The 23,199-nt window shown below is 43.7% G+C and carries 17 protein-coding genes; 14 read left to right on the top strand and 3 right to left on the bottom strand.

The genetic code is table 11. The features are described from left to right. Positions 1-2: 2 nt before the first annotated feature. The 5 genes from MJ595_RS11465 (at position 3) to MJ595_RS11485 (ending at position 7,568) form a co-directional block, all read left to right on the top strand. A complete protein-coding gene (locus MJ595_RS11465) occupies positions 3-1,046 on the top strand; it encodes a UDP-glucose--hexose-1-phosphate uridylyltransferase (protein ID WP_263078004.1) in 1,044 nt (347 codons plus the stop codon). Further along, positions 1,046-2,200, top strand: coding sequence for a galactokinase (gene galK / locus MJ595_RS11470; protein WP_263078005.1), 1,155 nt, complete (start codon positions 1,046-1,048; stop codon positions 2,198-2,200). The genes MJ595_RS11465 and galK overlap by 1 nt, the downstream gene beginning before the upstream one ends. Continuing rightward, positions 2,200-3,258 (top strand): galactose mutarotase, encoded by a 1,059-nt coding sequence (locus MJ595_RS11475; protein ID WP_263078006.1) that lies wholly within the window; start codon positions 2,200-2,202, stop codon positions 3,256-3,258. The genes galK and MJ595_RS11475 overlap by 1 nt, the downstream gene beginning before the upstream one ends. A 200-nt stretch (positions 3,259-3,458) precedes the next feature. After that, positions 3,459-5,501, top strand: a complete 2,043-nt coding sequence (locus tag MJ595_RS11480; RefSeq protein WP_263078008.1) for a hypothetical protein — start codon at positions 3,459-3,461, stop codon at positions 5,499-5,501. Between the two features lie 24 nt (positions 5,502-5,525). Continuing rightward, positions 5,526-7,568, top strand: a complete 2,043-nt coding sequence (locus MJ595_RS11485) for a hypothetical protein (RefSeq protein WP_263078010.1) — start codon at positions 5,526-5,528, stop codon at positions 7,566-7,568. 67 nt (positions 7,569-7,635) lie between these two features. Here the strand turns inward: MJ595_RS11485 and nagA are convergent, their stop codons facing one another. After that, positions 7,636-8,793, bottom strand: coding sequence for an N-acetylglucosamine-6-phosphate deacetylase (gene nagA / locus MJ595_RS11490; RefSeq protein WP_263078011.1), 1,158 nt, complete (start codon positions 8,791-8,793; stop codon positions 7,636-7,638). Positions 8,794-9,243: 450 nt separating this feature from the next. On the opposite strand from nagA, the gene MJ595_RS11495 reads away from it, so the two are divergent. Together MJ595_RS11495 and MJ595_RS11500 are read left to right on the top strand one after the other, a co-directional pair. Then, positions 9,244-9,618 carry a hypothetical protein gene (locus MJ595_RS11495; protein WP_263078012.1) on the top strand — a complete coding sequence of 125 codons (375 nt, stop codon included), beginning with the start codon at positions 9,244-9,246 and terminating at the stop codon, positions 9,616-9,618. Between the two features lie 244 nt (positions 9,619-9,862). Continuing rightward, on the top strand, positions 9,863-11,506 hold the full coding sequence (locus MJ595_RS11500) for a peptide ABC transporter substrate-binding protein (RefSeq protein ID WP_263078013.1): 1,644 nt from the start codon (positions 9,863-9,865) through the stop codon (positions 11,504-11,506). Positions 11,507-11,570: 64 nt separating this feature from the next. Here the strand turns inward: MJ595_RS11500 and MJ595_RS11505 are convergent, their stop codons facing one another. Together MJ595_RS11505 and MJ595_RS11510 are read right to left on the bottom strand one after the other, a co-directional pair. After that, the gene (locus MJ595_RS11505; protein ID WP_263078014.1) at positions 11,571-12,746 is read right to left on the bottom strand and encodes a MerR family transcriptional regulator; all 1,176 of its coding nucleotides are present in this window, start codon (positions 12,744-12,746) and stop codon (positions 11,571-11,573) included. A 587-nt stretch (positions 12,747-13,333) separates the two neighbouring features. Then, the gene (locus tag MJ595_RS11510; protein ID WP_263078015.1) at positions 13,334-14,671 is read right to left on the bottom strand and encodes an IS1380 family transposase; all 1,338 of its coding nucleotides are present in this window, start codon (positions 14,669-14,671) and stop codon (positions 13,334-13,336) included. Positions 14,672-14,876: 205 nt separating this feature from the next. Between MJ595_RS11510 and MJ595_RS11515 the strand changes: the two genes are divergently transcribed. The 7 genes from MJ595_RS11515 (at position 14,877) to grdD (ending at position 23,135) form a co-directional block, all read left to right on the top strand. Beyond that, positions 14,877-16,964 (top strand): helix-loop-helix domain-containing protein, encoded by a 2,088-nt coding sequence (locus MJ595_RS11515; RefSeq protein ID WP_263078016.1) that lies wholly within the window; start codon positions 14,877-14,879, stop codon positions 16,962-16,964. A gap of 471 nt (positions 16,965-17,435) precedes the next feature. After that, positions 17,436-18,656 carry an FAD-dependent oxidoreductase gene (locus MJ595_RS11520; RefSeq protein WP_263078017.1) on the top strand — a complete coding sequence of 407 codons (1,221 nt, stop codon included), beginning with the start codon at positions 17,436-17,438 and terminating at the stop codon, positions 18,654-18,656. A 55-nt stretch (positions 18,657-18,711) separates the two neighbouring features. Next, positions 18,712-19,029 carry a thioredoxin family protein gene (locus MJ595_RS11525; protein ID WP_263078018.1) on the top strand — a complete coding sequence of 106 codons (318 nt, stop codon included), beginning with the start codon at positions 18,712-18,714 and terminating at the stop codon, positions 19,027-19,029. A 196-nt stretch (positions 19,030-19,225) separates the two neighbouring features. Beyond that, positions 19,226-19,693, top strand: coding sequence for a glycine/sarcosine/betaine reductase complex selenoprotein A (grdA, locus tag MJ595_RS11530; protein ID WP_263078019.1), 468 nt, complete (start codon positions 19,226-19,228; stop codon positions 19,691-19,693). A 28-nt stretch (positions 19,694-19,721) separates the two neighbouring features. Beyond that, positions 19,722-20,192: a glycine/sarcosine/betaine reductase complex selenoprotein A gene (gene grdA, locus MJ595_RS11535; protein WP_263078020.1), complete on the top strand. Its 471-nt coding sequence runs from the start codon at positions 19,722-19,724 to the stop codon at positions 20,190-20,192. A gap of 244 nt (positions 20,193-20,436) precedes the next feature. Continuing rightward, positions 20,437-21,972: a glycine/sarcosine/betaine reductase complex component C subunit beta gene (gene grdC, locus MJ595_RS11540; RefSeq protein WP_263078022.1), complete on the top strand. Its 1,536-nt coding sequence runs from the start codon at positions 20,437-20,439 to the stop codon at positions 21,970-21,972. A 5-nt stretch (positions 21,973-21,977) separates the two neighbouring features. Then, positions 21,978-23,135: a glycine/sarcosine/betaine reductase complex component C subunit alpha gene (gene grdD, locus MJ595_RS11545; protein WP_263078023.1), complete on the top strand. Its 1,158-nt coding sequence runs from the start codon at positions 21,978-21,980 to the stop codon at positions 23,133-23,135. The last annotated feature ends 64 nt before the right edge of the window (positions 23,136-23,199 follow it).

The raw sequence follows: 23,199 nt of genomic DNA on the forward strand, positions 1-23,199 counted from the left end.
TAATGTGTGACTCTTTTCAACCAGCAGACCACCCCCATCGTCGATATAACCCGTTAACGGGGGAGTGGATACTTGTCTCACCTCACCGGGCAAAAAGACCGTGGCAGGGGCAGGTTGAGAAGGTATCGACAGAGCGGCCAGCTTCCCATGACCCGAAGTGCTATCTCTGTCCAGGTAATCAACGTATTACGGGTGAAAGTAATACGGATTATCAGCAGACGCATGTTTTCACCAATGATTTTCCGGCTTTGTTGGAAGATACACCGGATGCTGTAGGAAACAATCAATTATTGCGCTGTGAAACAGCCAGAGGAATTTCACGGGTTATCTGTTTTTCCCCTGATCACAGCAAAACACTGCCTTTGTTATCGGAAGATGAAATAGGCTGCGTAATTGATACCTGGGCCGAGCAAACAGCTGAGCTTGGCAGAAAGTATCCCTGGGTACAGCTCTTTGAAAATAAGGGGGCTGTGATGGGCTGCTCCAATCCCCATCCCCATGGGCAGATATGGGCAACCAGTTTTATTCCCAATGAAGCGCAGAAAGAGAGCCGGAACCAACAGAGGTGGTTTTCAGAAAATGATACCAACCTGCTGGTGGAGTACGCCCGACAGGAATCAGAGTCTGGTGACAGGACAGTGGTGGAGAATGAACACTGGATTGCAGTGGTGCCCTATTGGGCTGGCTGGCCCTTTGAAACAATGGTTCTTCCCAGGCGTCATGTGCTTCGGCTGCCTGACTTAACAGGGGTTGAACGTAAGGCATTGGCTGAGTTGCTGAAGTCCTTAACCACAAAATACGACAACCTGTTCCAAACATCATTTCCCTATTCTATGGGTTGGCATGGTGCGCCCTATAACAATCAGCATAATGCTCACTGGCAGTTGCACGCGCACTTTTATCCTCCCCTTTTACGATCAGCCAGTGTCCGAAAGTTTATGGTGGGTTTTGAAATGCTGGCTGAAAGTCAGCGGGATTTAACCGCTGAGCAGGCCGCTGAACGTCTGCGACAATTAAGTGATGTTCACTATTTGGAGGCGAACTAATGGACTTGCAACAACAGATACTGAATACCTTTGAGGAAACCTTCGGCAAGGTGCCTGAACACTGCTTCCAGGCTCCGGGACGGGTCAATCTTATTGGTGAGCATACTGATTATAATGATGGTTTTGTTCTTCCATGTGCCATTGATTACCAGACAGTGATCGCGGCATCACCAAGAAATGATAATAAGGTGGTTGTGGTTGCAGCAGACTATCAAAACCAGAAAATAGAATTTGATTTGGCATTGCCTGTACCGAAAAGTAAAACGGCATTCTGGAGCAATTATGTCCGTGGTGTGGCCCAGGTATTGATGGAAAAAGGGTTTCGCCTTCGGGGCGCCAATATGGTGATTTCCGGTAATGTACCTCAGGGTGCGGGACTAAGCTCATCTGCCAGCCTTGAGGTTGTGACAGGACTCACACTAACAAGCCTTTCCGGGGTTACTGTGCCTCCTGCACAGTTAGCCTTAATGGGGCAGCAGGCCGAAAACCGGTACGTGGGTTGTAACTGCGGCATTATGGATCAGATGATTTCTGCCTGTGGTGAAAAAGGACATGCGCTGTTACTGGACTGTCGTAGCCTGGTTACCCGAAGTGTTTCCATTCCTGAAGGCTCTGCTGTTGTGATCCTGAACTCCAATGTGAAGCGGGGGCTGGTGGGTAGTGAATACAATGCCCGTCGGCGGCAGTGTGAAAGGGTCGCACAGCACTATGGTGTACAGGCATTGCGTGACCTAACCCTTGAGCAGCTGGAATCTGATAAAGGCGGACTGGACCCGATTGCCTGGCGGAGGGCCCGTCATGTGGTTACCGAAAACGCCCGGACATTATTAGCCGTTGATGCCCTTGCCAGAGGTGATCTTGAAACAATGGGTGAGCTTATGGCGGAATCTCATGGGTCCATGAAGGAGGATTTTGAAATTACTGTCCCTGCCATTGATGGATTGGTAAAAATTATCAAGCAGGTGATTGGTCATCGTGGTGGTGTTCGTATGACCGGTGGTGGCTTTGGTGGTTGTGTGGTGGCCTTTGTCCCTGAAGTAGAGGTTGAGGCTATCCGGGCAGCGGTAACGGAAGACTACCCTTCTCTTTCCGGTGGGCTGGTGGCAGATATCTATGTTTGCCAGGCTTCCTCAGGTGCGGGTCCGGTTTGCTGATGAATGTAAGTAAAGACCTGTTTGGCTTCACTCGTAAGGGCGAAGCCGTTTATCGATATACCCTTGAAAATGACCATGGCATGACGGTTCAGGTGTTAAGTCTGGGTGGGATCATTCAGTCGATTAAAGTGCCTGATCGCTGGGGACAATTAGCGGATGTGGTGCTGGGTTGTGACACAGTACAGGATTATGAAGCACAGTCTGCCTATCTGGGTGCCATTATCGGCCGTTATGCCAACCGTATTGCCAGGGGGCGATTAACTATTGAAGGCACTGAATATCAGTTAGCCTGTAATAATGGCCCTAACCACCTTCATGGTGGCAATGCAGGATTCAGTCATCGCCTTTGGCACTGTGAGCCTTATGAAAGTAGTGATGCCTGTGGTATCAAGCTGACACTGTCTTCTCCAGATGGGGAGGAAGGCTATCCCGGTAATCTGGAGGTTGAAGTGGACTACCGCTGGAATAATAAGGCTGAACTCTGTATCACTTATCAGGCAGTAACGGACAAACCCACGGTAGTTAATCTGACCCAGCATAGTTACTTTAACCTGAAAGGCAGGGGAAGCTGTGTTGACCACTGGCTTCAGTTAAATGCCAGTACTTACCTGCCGACGGATAGCACAGCAATTCCTTTAGGCTATGCTGCGACTGTCTCTGAAACTCCAATGGATTTCCGGAAAGGAAAACTTATAGGGCAGGATATTAATGATCATTGTGAGCAGTTGATTCTTGCCAAAGGCTATGACCATAACTGGATTATTGATGGTTATCAGCATAATAGCGTTGAGCCTGTCCTGGCTGCCAAAGTCATAGAACCCGATAGTGGTCGGGTGATGGAAGTGCTGACCACCAAACCCGGTGTGCAGTTTTATACGGGGAATTATTTGCAGGATGTGCGAGGAAAAGGCGGGTGTAGGTATAAAAAGCAGGATGGCTTTTGTCTGGAAACGCAGTTTTTTCCAAATATTTACAGTGGTACAGTGCTTCAGAATTCTGGAAGAAGTGATGGCGTATATGACTATAAAACTATTTTTAAATATGATGTTATAAAATAAAAGACAAAAACAGTTTGGTTGTTATTTTTTTTTATAATAAAAAAATTGTTTTTTCTAATGGTGGAGATATCCTATGGTATTTTAGTATTTCTTGGAAGTTATGTTAGTTATTAATGTGTTTTTTTTGTTAGAAAATGATTAATGGTCTGGGGGTGGGCTGGTCTACTATTCAATATATTTCTAAGTGGAAGATTGGAAGTATGAGGTCTGGTAAGTTTTTATTATTTTTAATAAATCGCTATAGGGTATTTTTATTTTTAGCGCTAGCTCCACTGACTGTGATGGCTATGATGGAAGGTGATGATGAAGAAACTGATAGTGAAATAAAGTTTGGAGTACAATGTTCAGATGAAAGTGAAGTAGAGTATTCGTACCTTAGTGTAGCAGGAGCTATCTGTTATGAACTGCATCCGGATGAATTCTCTCGACAATATACTGCCCAAAATTTTAATAGGAGACTATCTTCTAATTTTTTCATTCAAAGGCATCAGGGGTTTAGTAAGGAAACTGCTACTGCAAAAATGACTGAGCTTCCTACACAAACCATAGCGGCACGCAACAAGAGAATAACTCAGGTTGGTATAGAGGAAACATTATCTAAACAGTTAGGAGCTATTACAAAAAAAACGGTTAAACAAAAATACCCCCAGCTTTATGATTTGTTAGGAATGGAAGTCTCATGTTTGGATCATGGGCTTGCTATTAGTGATTTGTGTTTGAGGGTGTTGAATAATCTCGCTATTCAAATAAGTAAAGAAGAGGGTCGGGTTGGGCAAAATAAAAAAAGAAATTTAAAAAGGCTCTTTTCAACGTATACGGTTCAATTTCTTGCTCCTATTAAAAGTGAAAAACAATTATTGAGTGCCGCGCTTTTTCTTGTTTCTAATACCAATGCAATTACTATGTTGAGTTGTTTGGATGAACCTATGGAAACTGAAAATATTGTTGCAAGGGATATGAATGGGAGAAGGCTTTGTGTACAAGTATTAATGATGTCGATGTTCATATTTCGTCCATATGCAGGGGAGGTGTTTATAGCCATTATGGAGGAACTCCTTAAAGGAGGCGGGCAACTGTCTAAATTGGAATCAGCTCCGGTTTTTTTTGTTATAGTATCATTGGCAAGAAAGGATGTGACAAGAAAGGCTTTAGTCAGTATTCATGATCGTTATCCTGGTCGTGAAGAAGATGAAGAGAGGTTGTCTGTTCGGCTTAAATCTATTGATGAACAATCTTCTTCAAAGGATAGATTAAAAGATTTGTATGAAATATTAAAATTTCAATTGCCTAAATATTGGGGTGAGGAAGCGGATTTTGGAATAGTCATAGATCAAACTGTATATGCTCTTAGATATCAACGTTCATTGCAATTTGCTTTGCATGGAATGAGTATCCCTGGATTTTCTAAACAGTATAGTAAGGAAAAACAGTGTGAAGGAACAGACTATAGGCAAATTGTAGAGTGGATACTACTACAGATAGCAAGTCCTGAAGTAAAAGTGGAAGAGTCTAGAAAATTTATGTCGCTAGTAGCTTTGTTAGAATACCCTGCAATGGTTGCTTATTGTGAGAAAGAGTGGAAGGAAAAAAGAAAGGATAGGTCTGAAGTTCCAGAATATGTAATAAATATGCTGGCAAATTGCGTTGATCCTAATATAAAACTCTTTGGAGGAGATAGAGCGCTCTGGCATACTTTTTTTATAGGTATACTGCATTTGCAAATAAAAATGCTTGATACTTCATATGATTCAGTAGTTTCTGCACCTTCATGGCTATTTAAATTAATTGAGTCTCAGGCTCGGCTGGGAAAAACATCAAACCCTGCTTTTGTTGCAAATCAATTATATGGAAAAATGCTCATGAAGCTTATGGATGAGCCTGCTGAACCATCAAATGATGAAAGCTGTAATAAATTTTTTATGGACATAGCTCAGGCGGTTTTGGCAACTGATGCAGAGTACCTTTTTTCAAATCAATGGCCAGATAATAGTAAATCTACTGTTGTTGAGAAAGATGAGTTTCAAGCTTGTAATGCAATGGATAACCTAAGCTTAGGTTATCAGCCTGAGGTTAAGCCGGAATTACATAAAGGGATTGAAAGTGAAGAGGTGGTGACTAAAGGCAAGCCAGTAGATGCAGAAATGAAAAAAAATAAAGTTAAAGACTCTAGTCGTTCTAAGTCTAAGTCCAAGCAAAAAGCCTCTGCTGAGCAGAAAAAATCAAGTGGTTGGAGTTGGTGGTAATCACTGTAAGAAGAGGTATGAGTTATGCTTATTTTAAATAGATGGCTTATTGTTATATCTCTTAGCTTATTGGTGATATTAGGTTTTTATTCTTCTTTTATATCTGCTGGAGAAAAGTTGGCAAGAGTTGTTTATATACCTGATAAAGCCAATCGCTATTGGCAAAATAAAAACGAAAGCATTGAATATAATGATTTTGTTGATCTTGGTTTGATGGTTACGTTGCATTTTAAATCCGCTGTGTATTTTATACCTAGCTGTGAGCTATTTAAGGTTGACCTTAGAGCATTAGAGGCTGATCTTTCTATCTGCGAAGATGTAGAAAATATTTTGCATGTTGATTTTTTTAGTGAAGATGAATGTTTTGATAACAAGGTTTTATTAGTTACAAAATATGGCCAGCAAGTAATTGAAATAGATAGGTCCGTTAATGAAAAGCTATTAATAATATTGGATCAGGAGGATTCTCTGCCACGTGTATTTTCTTCTAATAATAATTTTACAGGCATAGAGGGTGTGATACGTTCTATTCACCTCTATCAAGCAGGTTATTCCTGGAGTGAAATAAAGAGAATGTGGGTTGATGATTTTCTGAATAGAGACTTATATTATTATGCAATGGGGAGGTCAGGTAAATATGGAGATGAGAAGAGACAAAAGGAACTAATAAAGCTTACCCAGTTTGGGGCTTCTTATCTTGCACTATGTCCCTTGTATTCTTTGTTAGAAGATGATGTTAAATATGTATTTGAATGGTTTAAATCCAGGGATGTAGTCTGTCAAAGATTAATGCCTTCTCACTGGTTTTCGGTATTAAATATTCTGGAAAGTCCTGGGCCGGAAACGATAGAAATAATATTAAAACGTAAGTTTGGGAGATTTGATTCATCACCTCAAGTGGTAATAAGTAGAAAGCGAGAGAGTGAAAAAGATAATGCTATTGATACTTTAAGTTCAGAAGAGGAAGATATGCCTTCTGATCCAAATCTTCAGAATTTGGAAGAGGGGTTAAGAAAATTATCTCTTGCGAAAGTAAAATACCATGATGAGTATAAAGTTATAAAATCGCCATTATTACCAAAATGTCAAAAATTACTAAAACAGAGAACCACAGGATTAAATGGTTCGATTAATCCTGGGTATTATGATGACTTTCCAGCTATTTTAAAGCATTACTATGAGCCAAAAGTGTATATTGCAGGCTCAGGCGAAGGCCAGGTTTTTTTATGTGAGAGTTTAAGGGGAGGGAAGTCCTCTCGTGATTCTGTGGTTGCTTTAAAGGTTTATGGAAAGGGTAGGGTTATGGAGTCAATTGGTGACTCTTTGAGTCAAATAGACCTTCTTCAAAGTCATGGTCTTTGCCAGAGTATGGTTTCTATTATTGAACACGGATGGGTTGATGGAAAATACTATCAAGTTTTTGAGTACCTTCCATTTTCTCTAGATGACTTTTATATTAACGGTAAACTTGATGTTAAAGTATATAAATTTGTTGCTTATCAACTATTTCAGTCGGTTAAATTTTTTCATCAGCGTGGGATTGCTCATCGAGATATAAAGCCTATGAATATGAGGTTTGATAAGCATGGTATTCTTAAAGTTATTGACCTTGGAGGGATGAGATATTTTACAAAAGGGTCAGTAGTAAATGACGGATTTATGGGAACTCCAGGCTTTTCACCGGTGAAAAAAGATAATCCTTTTTATATGGATCTCTGGGGAGAGGCTATATCACTATTAGTGTTAAGGCTTGGTTCTAGTATAGAAGAAATAAGCAAAGAGCTAAGTAATGAATTTATGGGAGAGTTTGATAAAGACCTCGTATATTACCTGGCATTAATCAACCAAGGAACAACTCTGGATGGAAAAGAGCAATATAAGAAATTGATTGATTTTCTATTCCGTATAAAAGCAATAAAACCTTTTACAGGGGAGTTGGATTTTTTTTGCCTGCTTTTGTCCGATAACTTTTATGATTCTAGGAATGATTTCTCACAGGAACCTCGTTTTATTATTGAAATAATGGAAGAGCTTATTAAGCAAGAGGTTATTGCAAGGATGGAATGAAAATATTTATTAGCTCATTTTCACCAGTCGGGCGAAAAAAAATTTCGCCTTTGTGGTGAAGTCTGGCTTAGAAAGTTTTTCTATATACAATCTCGCCATCTATCAATGTCATAACAGCATTATAGCTATTGTCAATAACTGCAAGGTTTGCACACTTTTGCTTTTTAATACTCCCAGCTTTATTTTCTATTCCGAGCAGTGTCGCAGGCGTAAGCGAAGCCATATGCACAGCATCCAGCGGATTAACACCCACTAACTGGATCATATTGGCGACGGCTTTATTGAGCGTTAACGTACTGCCCGCCAGTGCCCCGGTATGAGTACGTGCTACACCCTCTTTAACGGTTACGGTTAATAGCCCTAGCTCATATTCACCATCACTAAGCCCCCCTGCACACATACAGTCAGTGATCAGGGCGGTTTTATCAGCCCCTTTCAGCCGGTATACCAAATCCATGACAACCGGGTCTACATGAACACCGTCAGCTATCAGTTCTGCCACTACATCACGATTTTGTAATACAGCACCCACAGTTCCAGGCTGGCGATGATGCAGACCCAGCATCTGGTTAAAGATATGTACACCACCGACGGCACCTGCCTCAAAAGCTGCCTTGCTTTGCTGATAGGTTGCGCCGGTATGACCCACCGTGACCCTGATGCCTTTGTCAGTGAGATAACGGATTGCATCAAGGGCGCCATCCAGTTCCGGGGCTATGGCCAACATCTTAAGGTTGCCACCGGCTGCATCAATCATGGCATCCAACCGCTCCCGGGTTGGAGCCAGGAAGTATTCCGCAGCATGGGCGCCCTTAAACCGTTCAGAGAAAAACAGGCCTTCGCTATAGCCACCCAGGAGTTCTGCACCTTCCAGCCCTGTCTTGCAACATTCATTAATAGTGTTAAAGGCCGCCAGGGTTGCCTCCCAGGTGGAGGTCACTGTGGTGCCGAGAAAACCTGTTACGCCATTAGCCGCAATGGTTTTGGATATGGTGTTTAGCGCCTCGTAGCTGCCATCCATCACATCAAAACCACCACTACCGTGGATATGAAGGTCAATAAAACCCGGCATAATTTTACAGTCGCCAAGATCCATCACCTTATCATTCTCACCAGGCTGTTCACCAATACTGGCGATTAAACCGTCGGCAACCTTGAGATAGCTATCATGGATTATTTTTTCTTCTGTAAAAATCTCACTGGCCTTAAGGTAAAAACTGCTCATATCCCCTGCTCTAATTTGATGTGGATTGAGCATTGTATCATTCTTTGTTTTTGTTTAAGAGGTGCTGGGGTGGTAATTATTTATCAGTTACGGGCAGGTTTAAAATAGCTTTGTATTTTTGTAAGTGAATCTTTGTTAGCTTTATTTTTTATCATCTATACTATCATCAGGTTTAGTTCTGTCAAATGTGCCATGTTTCATGTTTCTGCTATTTTAAAGATTTATTTCTGTTTCCTTAGCATATTGTTATTATTACCCCTCCCGGTTAATGGAGTTAGCTTAAAGGCACAATGCCACCGCTTAGTTAATCGATCAGTCCCTCGTATTTATATAGTAGAGAATTCAGGTGAGGTTCCTACCTATGAAACACTATATGCCGCTCTTATGCAAGCGGAGCAAGCGAAATGGGAGTCATTGTCAAATAACTCAATGTTGTACTTGAGACGATATATGGATGATGATCTATCGGGGCGGGTGAGTGATTGGCGGAAAATACTCATAGAATGTTCTCAACGAGATTATAAAGCCTATAACCGGTTGTTATATATTGCCTTTGAGTATTTTTATATTTACTCAGTGAGGGGTGAGGATGAGGCAAGATTGATAATGAAAAAACATGGAGCCATAACTTCATATCTCTTAAGTTTTATTGACAGCAATGCCATGATAACGGTCTTTGCCATAAATATTTTTTCTGAATTTAATCCGCCAGATGACCTTATTGCTAGTATTGGTGTTTTGAATTCAAGAAAATGTCGTCATATTGATCAATTTTTAAGTAAAATGAAAGCGATTGTTGGTTATTCAAGAAGTTGGAATGAGTGAGTAAATCAGGCTTTTTTATCATATCGGCTAACTGGAAGGCTCCAGCCAATGCCAAAACCATTATTCGTTAAATTTCTCGGTGGATTCAATGCGTACAGCTTTGTAAGAAGCTGGCGTATGTTTAGCATTCAATATGTGGCTTTATTAAAAAGACTTGATGTTTATCAATTTCAGTTCAACAAGAATAGATTACTATTTCAGCCATTATTTATCCTGTTGCTATTGAACCAACTGGAGCCCAGATTTGAGACTCTCGCGCCGAACCAGTACGAGCCTTATGCTTGTGCTCAGTCTTTTTTTATCTTATTCAAACACCGCTGTTTCAGCATTAGTGCCTGAAGGCACAGTGTTGGCAAAACGGCAGGTGCTGGTTCAGGGTAATGGTGCCGAGCCGGCAACCCTTGATCCTCAGATCGCCGGTCTCGATACGCCTGAAGATGCCATTCTCCAGGACCTCTTTGAGGGGTTGGTCATTATTGATGGCAATGGCAATGTGCAGCCTGGTCAGGCATTCGGCTGGCAGCACTCTGAGGACGGTAAAACATGGACGTTTAACTTAAGGCCTGAGGCTCGCTGGTCCGATAATACGCAGGTAACAGCCGCTGACTTTGTTTATGCCTGGCACCGGCTGGCAGATCCTGCAACAGCAGCACCTTCTGCCAACTTGCTTGAACGGATTGGCTTGATCAATGCACCTGAAGTGATTAGGGGAAAGCTTTCTCCCGAAAAGCTGGGTATTCAAGCCATTGATAAGCAAACATTACAAATAAAACTGGAAAAGCCCTTACCTTATTTTCTTCGTTTACTGGCAATGACTCCGTTGATGCCTGCAAAACAAAAAGTGTTGGAGAAATATGGCAAAAGCTGGACTCAGCCTGAGCATTTTATCAGCAATGGGCCTTATGTATTGAAGCAGTGGGTGGTTAATGAACGGGTTGAAGCGAAGAAGAATAACTTTTACTGGAACCATAAAAATACGGTAATCAGGCAGGTGACTTATTTGCCTATTGCTTCTCCTGGTGCTGAATATCAGCGTTTTCAGGCAGGGGAAATTAATTACACAAACTTTGTTCCCCTAAGCCATTATAAGGCCATCACTGAGAAAAAACCGGAAATATTGCATAGCCGGGGGTTGCCAGGTACTTACATCTATTCCTTTAACACCCGGATCAAGCCCTTTGACAATATTAATGTTCGCAAGGCTTTATCCCTTGCCTTAGACCGACATTTGATTGCTGAAGCCGTTGTTGGGCAGGGACAGATACCGGCATATACCGTTGTACCCGACAGCCTCAGCAATTATCAGCCGTTGATTCCTGCGACTGCCCGGGAAACCCAGTTAGAACGTAATAAAAGAGCAAAAAAACTATTGGCAGAGGCTGGCTATTCTCCGGAAAGGCCGCTGAATGTTACTGTGCTGTATAATACCAGTGAGAGTCACCAAACGGTTGCACTGGCCATCGCCAGTATGTGGAAACAGCTGGGTGTTAATGTCACCCTTCAGAATATGGAGTGGAATGCCTATCGGGATTCAAAACAGCGGGGGCAATTTCAGATAAGTCGCTCCTATGCTATTGCTGGCTATAATGACCCTTCTGCGCTGCTGGATCGTTTTCATAGCGGTCATCCTGAAAATGAGTCCGGATACAGTAATCCCGAGCTGGATAAACTGCTGGATAAAGCGCGCTCAATGATGAATCCGGTTGAAAGGCAGAGGCTTTATCACCAGGCCGAAACGATCCTGTCACGAGATATGCCGGTTATTCCAATTTACCAGTATGTACAAACGCATTTGACCTCACCCTACTTAAAAGGGTTGCCGAAAGCGGCAGTGATAAATCTGGCAGCCAGGGATGTATATTTTATCTCGGACTCATCTGATAGCTAATATCCTGAATTAATGGCTTGCCGTTCCAAGCCATTAATTTTCAGTTTTGAATGTGTTATCGGGTTCAGGACTGCTGAAGAGTCAGCATCAGGTAGCCGAAGTGGTTGCCAAAACGTTGGTAAATATCAATCTCTTTTGTTAAATCAGTAATGGCCTGTGACCCTGCCATTTCATGTTTTAACCGGGTAATTCTGTCTAATAATGGCAGGTAGTAGTTATCCCATGCTGTTTTTTCCAGTAAAAAGTGGCTGGAAACTTTGTATCCCGCGCGCTCTGCTTGTTTTATCCGGGTTTTGGCATCTCTCATATCAGGGTATTCAGCCTGCCAGAAATCTTTAACCTCTTGTGGATGTTCACCTTCTTGCCAGACCAGCTCGCTAATTACAAGGTGCCCGGTAGGTTTGATGAGCCGTCGCCACTCTTTGACAGCCTTTGCAAATCCCATGATATAGGCACTGCCTTCAGACCAGAGCAGGTCAAAAGAGTGATCCTTAAAGGGGATATCTAACATGCTATGACAACAGGTGGTGACTTGGTCCGCCATTTTTCTATCGGCGGCTTTTTGTTCCAACTGTTTAAGGCTGGAGTGATCATTATCAAGAGCAGTGATCCTGGCCGATGTATTTTCAGCCAGAATAAGAGTTGATGCTCCCGGCCCACAACCTATATCGAGGATCGAATCGGGTTGCCTGTTAATGGATTTTAGTGCGCTGAGAGAGCTCTGAGTCGATCCCGGACTAAATCGTTCCAAACCTGAAAATAACCTTTCGAAATCCTGCATATAATCTCTGTGTTGGTGTATGTTTTTTGATAGCCAGCGAAGCCTTAAGGCATCTTTTTCACTGAGCCCCTGCTTTTTTAACCACTCAAAATGGGCATTGGGTGCTGACGTTTCCAGGGTGCTATGCCATTGCCGTAAGCTTTTATGGTTTTTGCCAAGCAATGCTGCCAGAAGTCTCTGTGCCTGCTGCTTTTCTTCTATCTCCTGATCCAGGGCGGCCAGCTTTTTCTCAAGTACATTGTAATTAAGCTGTGACTCAATGCAGTCCTTACTTTCTTTCAAAGACAATCCGCCAGCTTGCAGCTGTTTCAGTAGCTTCAGTTGCTGTAAGTCTGCAGGGGTAAAATGACGGTAGCCATTGGCACTCCGTCTAGCCTTGATAAGACCCAGTTTTTCATAATACAGCAATGTTGAGCGTGAAAGACCCGCCAGTTTGGCTAATTGAGATATTCGATACATTTTATCCTTGGGTTAGCTTAAGGGCTCATAGTGGTGGGATACTTTAAACTATGAAGTTATAGGCAGGTCAAGGTTAGGATTATTACAATCTAGCGTTTCATAAATGATCTTGGTTTTATACTATAGCCAGTCATGTCTCAAGTAACATATTTGTATTGATATTTCCTGGCTTCCATAAACTGTAGAACGTTAATCTTGGTAAGCGGATACCGAATAAGTTGAGACAGTATTGCCGTAACTCAGTATTTGTTTCTATAAAAATAAATCTGATATTTCAAATAAAATCTGTCCCTTTTTGTAAGGTGATCTATTATATTTATCTGTCCTGATTAAAAAGTTAAGTCTTGTATAGAGTGCTTTATCCTGAATCCGTGATTTCTTGATTTGCCCGGCAGTTTTGAAAATGTGCTGATTAATTTTTTCCTTTGAAAATAACTCGGGTTATTGATTGAAGTGTTTTTATGTCGTTTTTAAGCATAAATGCTGATCAAAATATCATCAAACTTGAAGACAGGTTGAAAGAAGCCCTACCGTTATCAATACAGTACTTTCTCATTTATGGCATTTTTTTCTATCTCGCTATTCAATCAACAAAGTGCATGCTGGCTTATTAATTGATGGAAAGACCTGAAACCAGGACAGTAACGACCAAAGCGTAGCCGGTATTGATGTCCTTTTTTCAGAAGACGGGCAGCCAGGTAGATGAGTTCCTGTATCACGGTTTTTAACCGGCGTCGTTTGGCTTTATGACGTACCGGCGCATCTGGCCCGAGCAAGCAACTCTGCCCCATGTAGCGCAGAATGTTATAGACCAGTGCACCCAAACACATCACCAGGTCGTTGGTGTCAAACTTGCCTGAAGGCAGGCGCTCTAAATCCATATCAGTCTTCAACTCACTGTGAAACTGCTCGCTGGTCGCATGATCCTCATAAAGATTAATGATCTGATCATCGCTGTAGTCAGCTTCGCTGAGTGTTGTCCACCATCCTTCCAGCTCATAATCGGGTGTCAGAAATCTCTGCCCTACAGTATCAGTGGTACGCTTGATAATGCGAATAATCAGACGCTGGTTACCATAGTTGGTTTCATAGACGGTTGAGAGTGTCGCATAACTCTTTCCTGGACGCGACTCCTCCCATTTGACTTGCTTTTCTTCAAAAATGGGGAGCCAGTGTTCCTTGGTGTGATACTTTCTTGGGTTGAGCTTGATAATGTGATTCACACCTTTGAACCCGGCGATTTCCCGGCGCGATTCCTCAGCATCGTGGCCACTATCAAGGCGAACCAGAATAGGCGCTCGGGTCAAACGTCGGCTGCGGTGCAGCACTGCTTGTAAAAAGCCAATAAAATCATTCTGGGAGTGCTGAGAGCCTGGGCGTAATTCACATCCCAGGCACCAGCCTTCGCAGCCAAAGTAAGCGGCAATAGGGGCATAACCAAAGAATTTTTTATACGTGTACTCGACCCCCTCCTTTTTGGTATTGCTGTTATCCATAGGGAATACGTCGATATCCAGTGGTATGTGCTGCTTCTTATCGAGTTTTTTCGGAAGGGGTGTGACGGGCACCTGAAGATTAACCAGGACATCGGTAAGGCTGTCCTCGATGAAAGGAATCAGTTGGGCGGCATCTTCATTGAAACGCTGTCTTAAGCGGCTGGCTGAAGGCATTTGTTTAATGCCCATTGCCAACCGGAACCAGTCGTTATCCCGGTTATTATCAACATTATCAAAATCACTTTTACCCTGAGCCAGTTGGCCGCAGTAAGCTCTGATCAGGTCGATATGAGTGATACGGTGCCTTTTTTTTATTTTGCGCAGGGATTTGCTTAACGCTGTCTTTTTGTTGAGTGCATGACCAACGAAATAAAGCCCTGCGACCGGTGTATAAAATTCCGTCTGTGATTGTTCAATTTTCAGTTTCACAAAAATGCACCCAGGTGGTGAAAATTAGAGTGGGTGCATTTTAACTTGGAACTTACGTTTTGTGGTTGATCCAGAGGAGTTGGGCTACAGTGAACTCACGGATTCAGGTTTATTGTAATCTTGAATTTTCAGTGCTGTGCTATTTATGGTTGATCTAGGGGTTGGTCAAGGAGTTGATTATGAATTGTTGTAGTTATCGATTTATATGTTTTTTTATAAGTTTGTGGTGTTCTTCTTTTTTTTTTGCCAGGGCGTTTTTGGATCAATTACATTCAGGGTTGAGGGCAATTTTAAAAATGGCCATTGCTCTGTATATCTAGATGAGTATTGTCGTCAGGAATCCCTTGTTTGGCATTTAAAAGATAGAGATGATCATATTATTTGGTATGAAAATATAGATTGGGGGTTTACAGCATTAGAAAATGATAAATATATATTTTCACTGAAATTGCCACTGGATATACGAGGTCAAGCTCATGATCGAGTAGAACCAAAATTGGCAATGGAAACAATGATTTCATCTGTAGTGTGGAAGTTGGCTTATGATAAAGGTATAGAACAGGATATTGAAATTTCATCCCTAAATTATGAAGGTATTAGATATTTTGAGATTTTTTTTCTTAAAAAAATTGATAGGGCTGGAAGTGATAAATTTGAAGAAGTGGATGTTTTTTTATGTCATGCATCATTATTGAGTGAGCGTTATGTTATTTTCAGTTTGAAAGGTCAGGCAGTTGATAAACGGCATTACAAGGTTACAAAAAAAAGTAGTGCTAATGGCGATATGCTTAAAGTGGAAAAAGTAGAGGTTACAAGGAGGGAAGAAGAGGCCGGGGTTTATCAAAAGGAAGGAAGAGGGGATAAGAGGTCAGTAAATGAGGTGGTGAAGTTAAATAAGCCTGAAATGGAAAAAAAGAGGAGGAAAGAAATTAACGAAAGTTTAGAGCGGCTTATGATATTATGTAAAGAATCATGCTCCTTGAAATATCGGGATGAAACAAGAAAATTAGAAAAAAAAGAAATGTTGATGATTGCTGAGGAGTATATTGAAAAACTGTTGCAAGAGAAAGAGGAGAGAATTAAAGAGATTGGTGTTTTTTTAAATGATCTTAAGGTGTTATGTTATGAGCAGGTAATATTAATGTTTTCTTCTAAATTAGAAAAAGGAGAAGAGGTAAGTCCTGAAGAAATTTTATTGGCATTAAAAGAGCATATAAAACAGCAGGTGTTTGAAAAAGATAGTGCGATTTTCTCTACGGCTGAGATTGTTAAAAAAAATGATGAGTTAAGTGTTAAATATATAGCTATGGAAAAGGAAATAAATAGTCTTAAGAGAGAACTTTCCCGGAAAAGAGATGAAGTGCAGCGGTTTGATAATAATTGTAGGGAAAAAGCAAAGAAACTTGATAGTATGGAAAGTGATTATAGGAGTCTTCAGACAGAAGTTACGGCTAAAGAGAAAGAGTGTAGCAGGCTTACCAGTGAACTGAATGCTGGAAAAAGAAGGCTTAAGGAGTTTGATGCGATCAAAGTTGAAAAAGAAAAATTAAAAGAAGAGTGTGGCTGCATTAAAAAGGATTTGAAATCTGTTAGGGAAAAGAAAAAAGAATTAGAGGAAAATACTAAACGCTTGCAAGAGGAGATAAAGCAGTCTAGTAGTATGCTTACTGCAAAAATAAAAGAATGTGAGGATTTTGAGTCTGAGAAAGCAGAGCTGCATGTAAGTCTTACTAATAAACAAGAAGAAAATGAAAATTTGACTAAAGAAAAGGAAAGATTAACTAAAGAAAATGAAAGATTAGCTAAAGAAAATAATTCTTTTATAGAGTCAATGGCTGTTCGGGTAGATGAGCTAAATAAGCTAAAGGAACAGATTAACTGCATGAAAAAGGAGAAAGATGAAAGTGGAGAGCAGGAGCCAGAGCTCCAAACGGTAGATAATGATGAGCAATCCAGTTCCTCTGAGGGACACAGCGTACAGATGATGGCTGCTGCACCAGCAAATCCTGCTATAGAGCAGACTAGGCCGGTTGTGTTTTTTGTCCAAAACCCCTCTGGAGGTGGTGCACCAGCTGCCTTTCCTCCTATGGCGCCAATGATGAGTACTGGAGCAGGGATGCTACCATTTAATCATTGGAATACTGGCTATCCTCCTATGCTTCCAAATTATTTTGTAGGTGATACGTTTGGACAATATAGTGTGTTTCCTCAGTTCGGCAATGTGCTTCCATCGTTCATGGGGCAGTCTCAACAACCACTGGTGCCAGATAATCAACCAGCTACTTCTCAGTGAGAAGTGATAAGCATGAAAATCGGATATTGGTAGATATTGGCGCTAATATTGTGCCCGTGGAATACACCAATCCTGTTTGAATTGGAAAGCTTAATGAGACGCTCAAATAACAAACTTTCACAAATCTGAATTGTATAAATCCCGTCCAGATTTCGGTTAAGCGGAATTTGACTCAGGTCATTTTTTGCATAAATAAGTAGTAATCGTCTTTTTGTTGTGGTTTTCCCTTGTTTTTCTGGGAAATCTTTGTTTCCAATTGGAAATATTGTTTCAAGTCAATAAATCAAAAAAACAACAGGCGCATGATTGCCCACAAGTTGGACACAGCCTGCTCTCTATCCATAGAGCTAAAAGCACTAACAGTGCTGAAAACCCTTTTATCCGCTCTGCCTGATAAAGAGAGACTGTATTCGCGGCAAGTTCATACCTGTAGATTGATCCTGTGTTTTCCGGAAGGAAATCAGGGACTGAATGGATTGGAAAGCCATGTCGGATATTTATGATGTCTTGATTATCGGCGGTGGAGCCGGTGGATTATCCGCGGGGGTCTATTGTGCCCGCGGTAAGATGAATACCCTGTTGCTGGAAGGCAGCGCCAAGACCGGTGGTCAGTGCGCAAAGACTTCTGAACTGGAAAACTACCCAGGCATTGTTGAGTCAACAGGCCCGGCCCTGATGGATAAGTTCCGTCAGCATTGCGATAAGTTTGGCGTTCAGTTCAAGCGTGGCATGGTTAGCGGTCTCAAGATGACTGATGACGGCTTCACTAAAGAAGTGACCACACAGGACGGTGAAACTTACCTGGCCAAGTCTGTGATCGTTGCCACTGGCGCTAACCCACGGATTTTGGGTATCAAGGGCGAGAGAGAATTTACTGCTAAAGGTGTTTCTTACTGCGCAACCTGTGATGCCGAATTTTATGAAGACCTGGACATCATTGTTGTAGGTAGCGGTAATACTGCCGTAGAAGAATCTGTATTCCTGACCAAGTTTGTTAACAGCGTCAGAATGGTGGTTCTGCACGACGAAGGTACTATGGATGCGGATCGTACCGCTCAGGAACAGGCCTACGCAAACGACAAGATCAGCTACATCTGGAATTCTACCGTTGAAGAGATTTGTGGTGACGAGCTGGTTAATGGTGTTCGCATCAAGAACCTGAAGACCGGTGAAATTACCGAGCAGGAATGTGACGGTGTCTTCATGTTCGTAGGCACAGTACCTAACACTGACTTCCTGGAAGGTGCCGTTGAACTGAATCGCGGTTACGTCAAAGTTGACGACAAGATGGCAACCAGCATGCCTGGCGTATTCAGCGCCGGTGATGTTAATGACAAGTGGTTGCGTCAGGTTGTAACCGCCGCTGGTGATGGTGCTATCGCAGCTGTAGCAGCAGAACGCTACATTGCTGAAGAAGAACACTGGAGTCAGTCCGTACTGGAAGCAGAAAGCGATCGCCTGGTGATGTTCTGGAATCCGCTGGATAAAACCAGTCTGGAATTGATGACTGCACTGGAAGCGCTGGCTAAAGAGAAAGATGTCAAGTTGGTCACCATCGACACTTACAAGAGTCGTAATATTGCTGACCGCTACGAAGTAAAAGAAATTCCCACGGTTATCCGCTTCCGTGATGGTGAGCCACAAAAGCGTCTGGATGCGCCAGCGGCGGGTAAACTGGAATCTTTGTTTTAACGGCTTTTTTAGCTAACGGCTTTTATAGCAAATAGCTTTGTTAGGGGTAATAACCATGATTGAACTGGGAAAAGACAACTTCGATCAGGAAGTAAAAGAGCACAAAGGCATCACCATGGTGGACTTTTGGGGTGAAACCTGCGGTCGCTGCCTGGAAATCATGCCTGACGTGGTTGAATTGTCCGAGCGTTACAGCAGTGAGATCAAGTTTGCCAAGCTGAACATTAAGGGCAACCGCCGTGTGGCTATGGGCCAGGGCGTAATGGGCCTGCCTTCCATCGTTTTCTACAAGGATGGTGAGAAGGTTGAGCATCTGTCTGGTGAAGAGCTGGATGCAGCCCAGATCGAAGACGCTATCAAGCGCTACATCTGAGAGTAAAAGAATTTTTGAAAGTACTTGTATGAGTACTTTCAGAAAAGGGAAGACAGAAGTCGTTTGTTGTTTTCCCGCACTGATTTCATCGGTTTTCCGATTGAATTAAACGCGCATAAGCGCATAAGGGGATTTTCGATTTAATCGGAAATCAAGTTTCTAAATCGCTTTATTACGATTTCGAAGGTCATAAGCCATGCTGAAAGGCAAGAAAGTCGTAATACTCGGTGATCGTGACGGCGTACCAGGTCCTGCCATTGAAGAATGTGTCAAGACTGCCGGTGCAGAAGTCGTCTTCAGCACTACCGAGTGTTTCGTCTGAACTAGCGCAGGCGCAATGGATCTTGAAAATCAAAAGCGGGTCAAGGAATTGTCCGACAAGCACGGAGCCGAGAACATCGTAGTTGTTCTTGGTGGTGCAGAAGCTGAGGCCTCTGGCCTGGCTGCTGAAACCGTGACTAGCGGCGACCCGACTTTTGCAGGACCATTGGCCGGAGTCCAGTTAGGACTTCGTGTACACCATATTGTAGATACAGAGATCAAGGAAGAAGTTGACTCTGATGTTTACGAAGAGCAAGTAGGAATGATGGAAATGGTTATGCCAGTGGATGAAATTTCCGCTGAAGTCGGTGAATACCGTAGCCAGTTCTGTAAGTTCCTTTAATAGAGTATTGACTTTAAGGTTTTAGACCATGCTGAAGGGCAAGAAAGTCGTAATACTCGGTGACCGTGACGGCGTACCAGGTCCAGCCATTGAAGAATGTGTGAAGACCGCCGGTGCAGAAGTCGTGTTATGCACAACCGAGTGTTTCGTCTGAACTAGCGCAGGCGCAATGGATCTTGAAAATCAGAAGCGGGTCAAGGAATTGTCCGACAAGCACGGAGCCGAGAACATCGTAGTTGTTCTGGGTGGTGCAGAAGCTGAGGCCTCTGGCCTGGCTGCTGAAACCGTGACTAGCGGCGACCCGACTTTTGCAGGACCATTGGCCGGAGTCCAGTTGGGACTTCGTGTACACCACATCGTAGACTCAGAGATCAAGGAAGAAGTTGACGCTGATGTTTACGAAGAGCAAGTAGGGATGATGGAAATGGTCATGCCGGTTGATGAAATCACCGGTGAGGTCAAGGAGTACCGCGAGAAGTTTTGTAAATTTCTCGGCTGATCATTAACCCGGAGTTGCATTGATTGTGCAATGGTAGCGAAACCGGGTTCTATTCTCTGAATAGTCCAACTGCGTTACCAGTAAACAGTCAATGCAATAACGGGACAGAAAAGTTTTGGTGGTTTTGATTGTGGAGTTTTCCTGTTGAATACTCGTTCAATTAAAACGGAATAAAAAATCCTGTCGGGAATCAAAGATAATTTATTTTTAATTCCCCAGCGGCTGGCCATATGGAGTTTCTGCCGTGGAATACCCCGTTATTAAAGGTGCAAGTTATATTCTTGCCCATACCCCAGATTTCATTCCTTTCGGGTCCACTCAGGTTCAGGCCCGAAAGCATAACGACGAAAGCTATCTGTCTGAACTGAAGAAGCATCTTCGTCCGTTCTCCGACGTGGTTTCCTACCCACCTAACCAGTGCTATATCGGTAACATCACACCGGCAGCCCTGGAAGAAATGGCAACTCCCTGGTTCGAGCAAAAGGCAGGTGAAGAGCGTTTTGGCCGTCATGGCGAAATCATGCCCCAGGACGAGTTCTTCGCACTCATCAAGCACTCTGATGCTTTCGATCTGGTCAAGCTGACCCCTGAATTTATCGAACACGCAAATGGTCGCCTGGCTCAGCACCCTCTGCTGAGTGATATTCAACTGAAAGTTGAAGATGGCATGGCGGCCGCTGAAATGCACGCCATGATCGAAGCCCATACTGCTGATCCCCTGACTATGAATGGTGAGCTGGTTGGTTGTATCAAGCAGGCTCACGATGAAGACGAAAACCTCAGTGCTCACATTATCCTGGAAAACCTGAGTGTTAAGGCTTCCGCAATCCTGGCTGCACTGAACCTGAAAAAGCAGGGTATGAACCTGGGTAAGGTTGATTACATCATCGAGTGCTCTGAAGAAGCCTGTGGTGACGTAAACCAGCGTGGTGGCGGTAACTTCGCCAAGGCTATTGGTGAACTGGCCGGTTGTGAACAGGCTACCGGCAGTGACCTGCGTGGTTTCTGTGCAGCACCCGCTCACGCCCTGATCCATGCCGCAGCATTGGTTAAAGGTGGCATCTTCAAGAATGTTATGGTTGTTGCAGGTGGTGCAGTTGCCAAGCTGGCCATGAACGGTCGTGACCATGTCAAGAAAGAGCTGCCGATTCTGGAAGATGCTTTGGCTGGTTTTGCGGTACTGGTTAGTGAAAACGACGGTGTTAGTCCAATTATTAACACTGACATTGTGGGTCGTCACACCATCGCCACCGGTTCTTCGCCACAGGCAGTAATGACCAGCCTGATTTCTACCCCGCTGAAGAAGGTAGGCAGAACCATTCCTGAAGTGGACAAGTTCTCCACTGAAATGCAGAACCCTGAAATTACCAAGCCTGCCGGTGCCGGTAATGTTCCGGAAGCCAACTACAAGATGATCGCTGCCCTGGCGGTTAAAGAAGGCCAGCTGGAACGCAAAGAGCTGATGAACTTTGTAAAAGAGCACGGCATGCCAGGTTATGCCCTGACTCAAGGTCATATTCCTTCCGGTGTTCCATTCCTGGGCCACGGCTGTGACGGCATCATGAAGGGCGACATCAACAACTTTATGATTGTGGGTAAGGGCAGTCTGTTCCTGGGTCGTATGACCAACCTGTTTGACGGTATCAGCACCCTGATTGAAAAGAATCCGGGTGTTCAGGAGCAGGAGTCCGGCTTTGACCAGGATGAAGCCCGCCAGCTGATCGCTGAAGCCATGAAAGAAGTGGCAGAGCGTCTGATGGCTAAGGGCGAGCAGGAGTAAGCATCATGGCAAAGCTTAACGAAGCATTAGCCGGTGCATTCACCGACATGGCTGAAGGACTGGTCAGTGGCCAGTTCGGACGCAAGCTGCGCATCGGCCTGACTCTCACTGACAGTGAGCACGGTGAGCAGGAGTTGATCCGGGCTGCTGAGATGGCCGCTCGTCAGAACGCGGATATCGAACCGGTTCTGATTGGTGACGTGGCTGAGGCTCCTTTTGAGCTGCATCCTGCCTCCAGTCTGCACGAATGCCATCAAGTGATGGAAAAGCTGCTGGACGAAGGCAAGATCGATGGCTGTGTCACCCTGCACTATGGCTTCCCTCTGGGTGTGAGCACAGTAGGTAAGGTGGTTACACCCGCCGGTGGCAAGGAAATGATTATTGCCACGACTACTGGCACCAGCGATACCCAGCGCAATATTGCCATGGTTAAGAACACCCTGGCCGGTGTTGCCCTGGCCAAGGCATCAGGTATTAAGAAGCCAACCGTAGGCATTCTGAACATTGACGGCGCTGCCGTGGTGGAAAGAGCCCTGCGTAAATTAATGGATAACGGTTATGAACTGAGCTTCACCGAATCCTCCCGTGCCGATGGCGGTGCCCTGATGAGGGGTAACGACCTGCTGCGAGGCACACCGGATGTGATGGTGGCAGATAGCCTCACCGGTAACCTGATGATGAAGATCTTCTCTGCCTACACCACCGGTGGCAGCTACGAAGCCCAGGGCTATGGCTATGGCCCAGGTATCGGCGAAGAAGCAGAGAGACTGATTGGTATTATTTCCCGCGCTTCCGGCGCACCCGTAATTGCAGGTGCCATGCGTCTGATTGCTGATGCGGCGGCGGGAGATTTGCTGAAAGTCTACAGTGGTGAGCTGAAAGCGGCTCGTGATGCTGGACTGAATGATATTCTCCAGGAGCTTAAGCCAAAAGCAGTGGCGGAAAAAGCCACTGAAACCGTAAAGGCTCCACCCGAGAAGATTACTGATAGCGATATTGGCGGTATTGATATCCTCGATATTGAAACAGCCCGGGACGTTCTCTGGGGCAAGCAGATTTTTGCTCGCACCGGTATGGGTTGCACTGGCCCCATTGTGATGGTGGCCAAGGAAGACCTGGAAAAAGCCCGAGAAGTACTTATAGCGGCAGAATTTATCGCCTGATTTAAAAGGCCAGGGTTCGACCCTGGCCATACAAAAAAGGCATTTTTTAAGGCTCAGGAGACTT

This window comes from Endozoicomonas sp. Mp262 (genome assembly GCF_025643335.1).
Taxonomy (GTDB): domain Bacteria; phylum Pseudomonadota; class Gammaproteobacteria; order Pseudomonadales; family Endozoicomonadaceae; genus Endonucleibacter.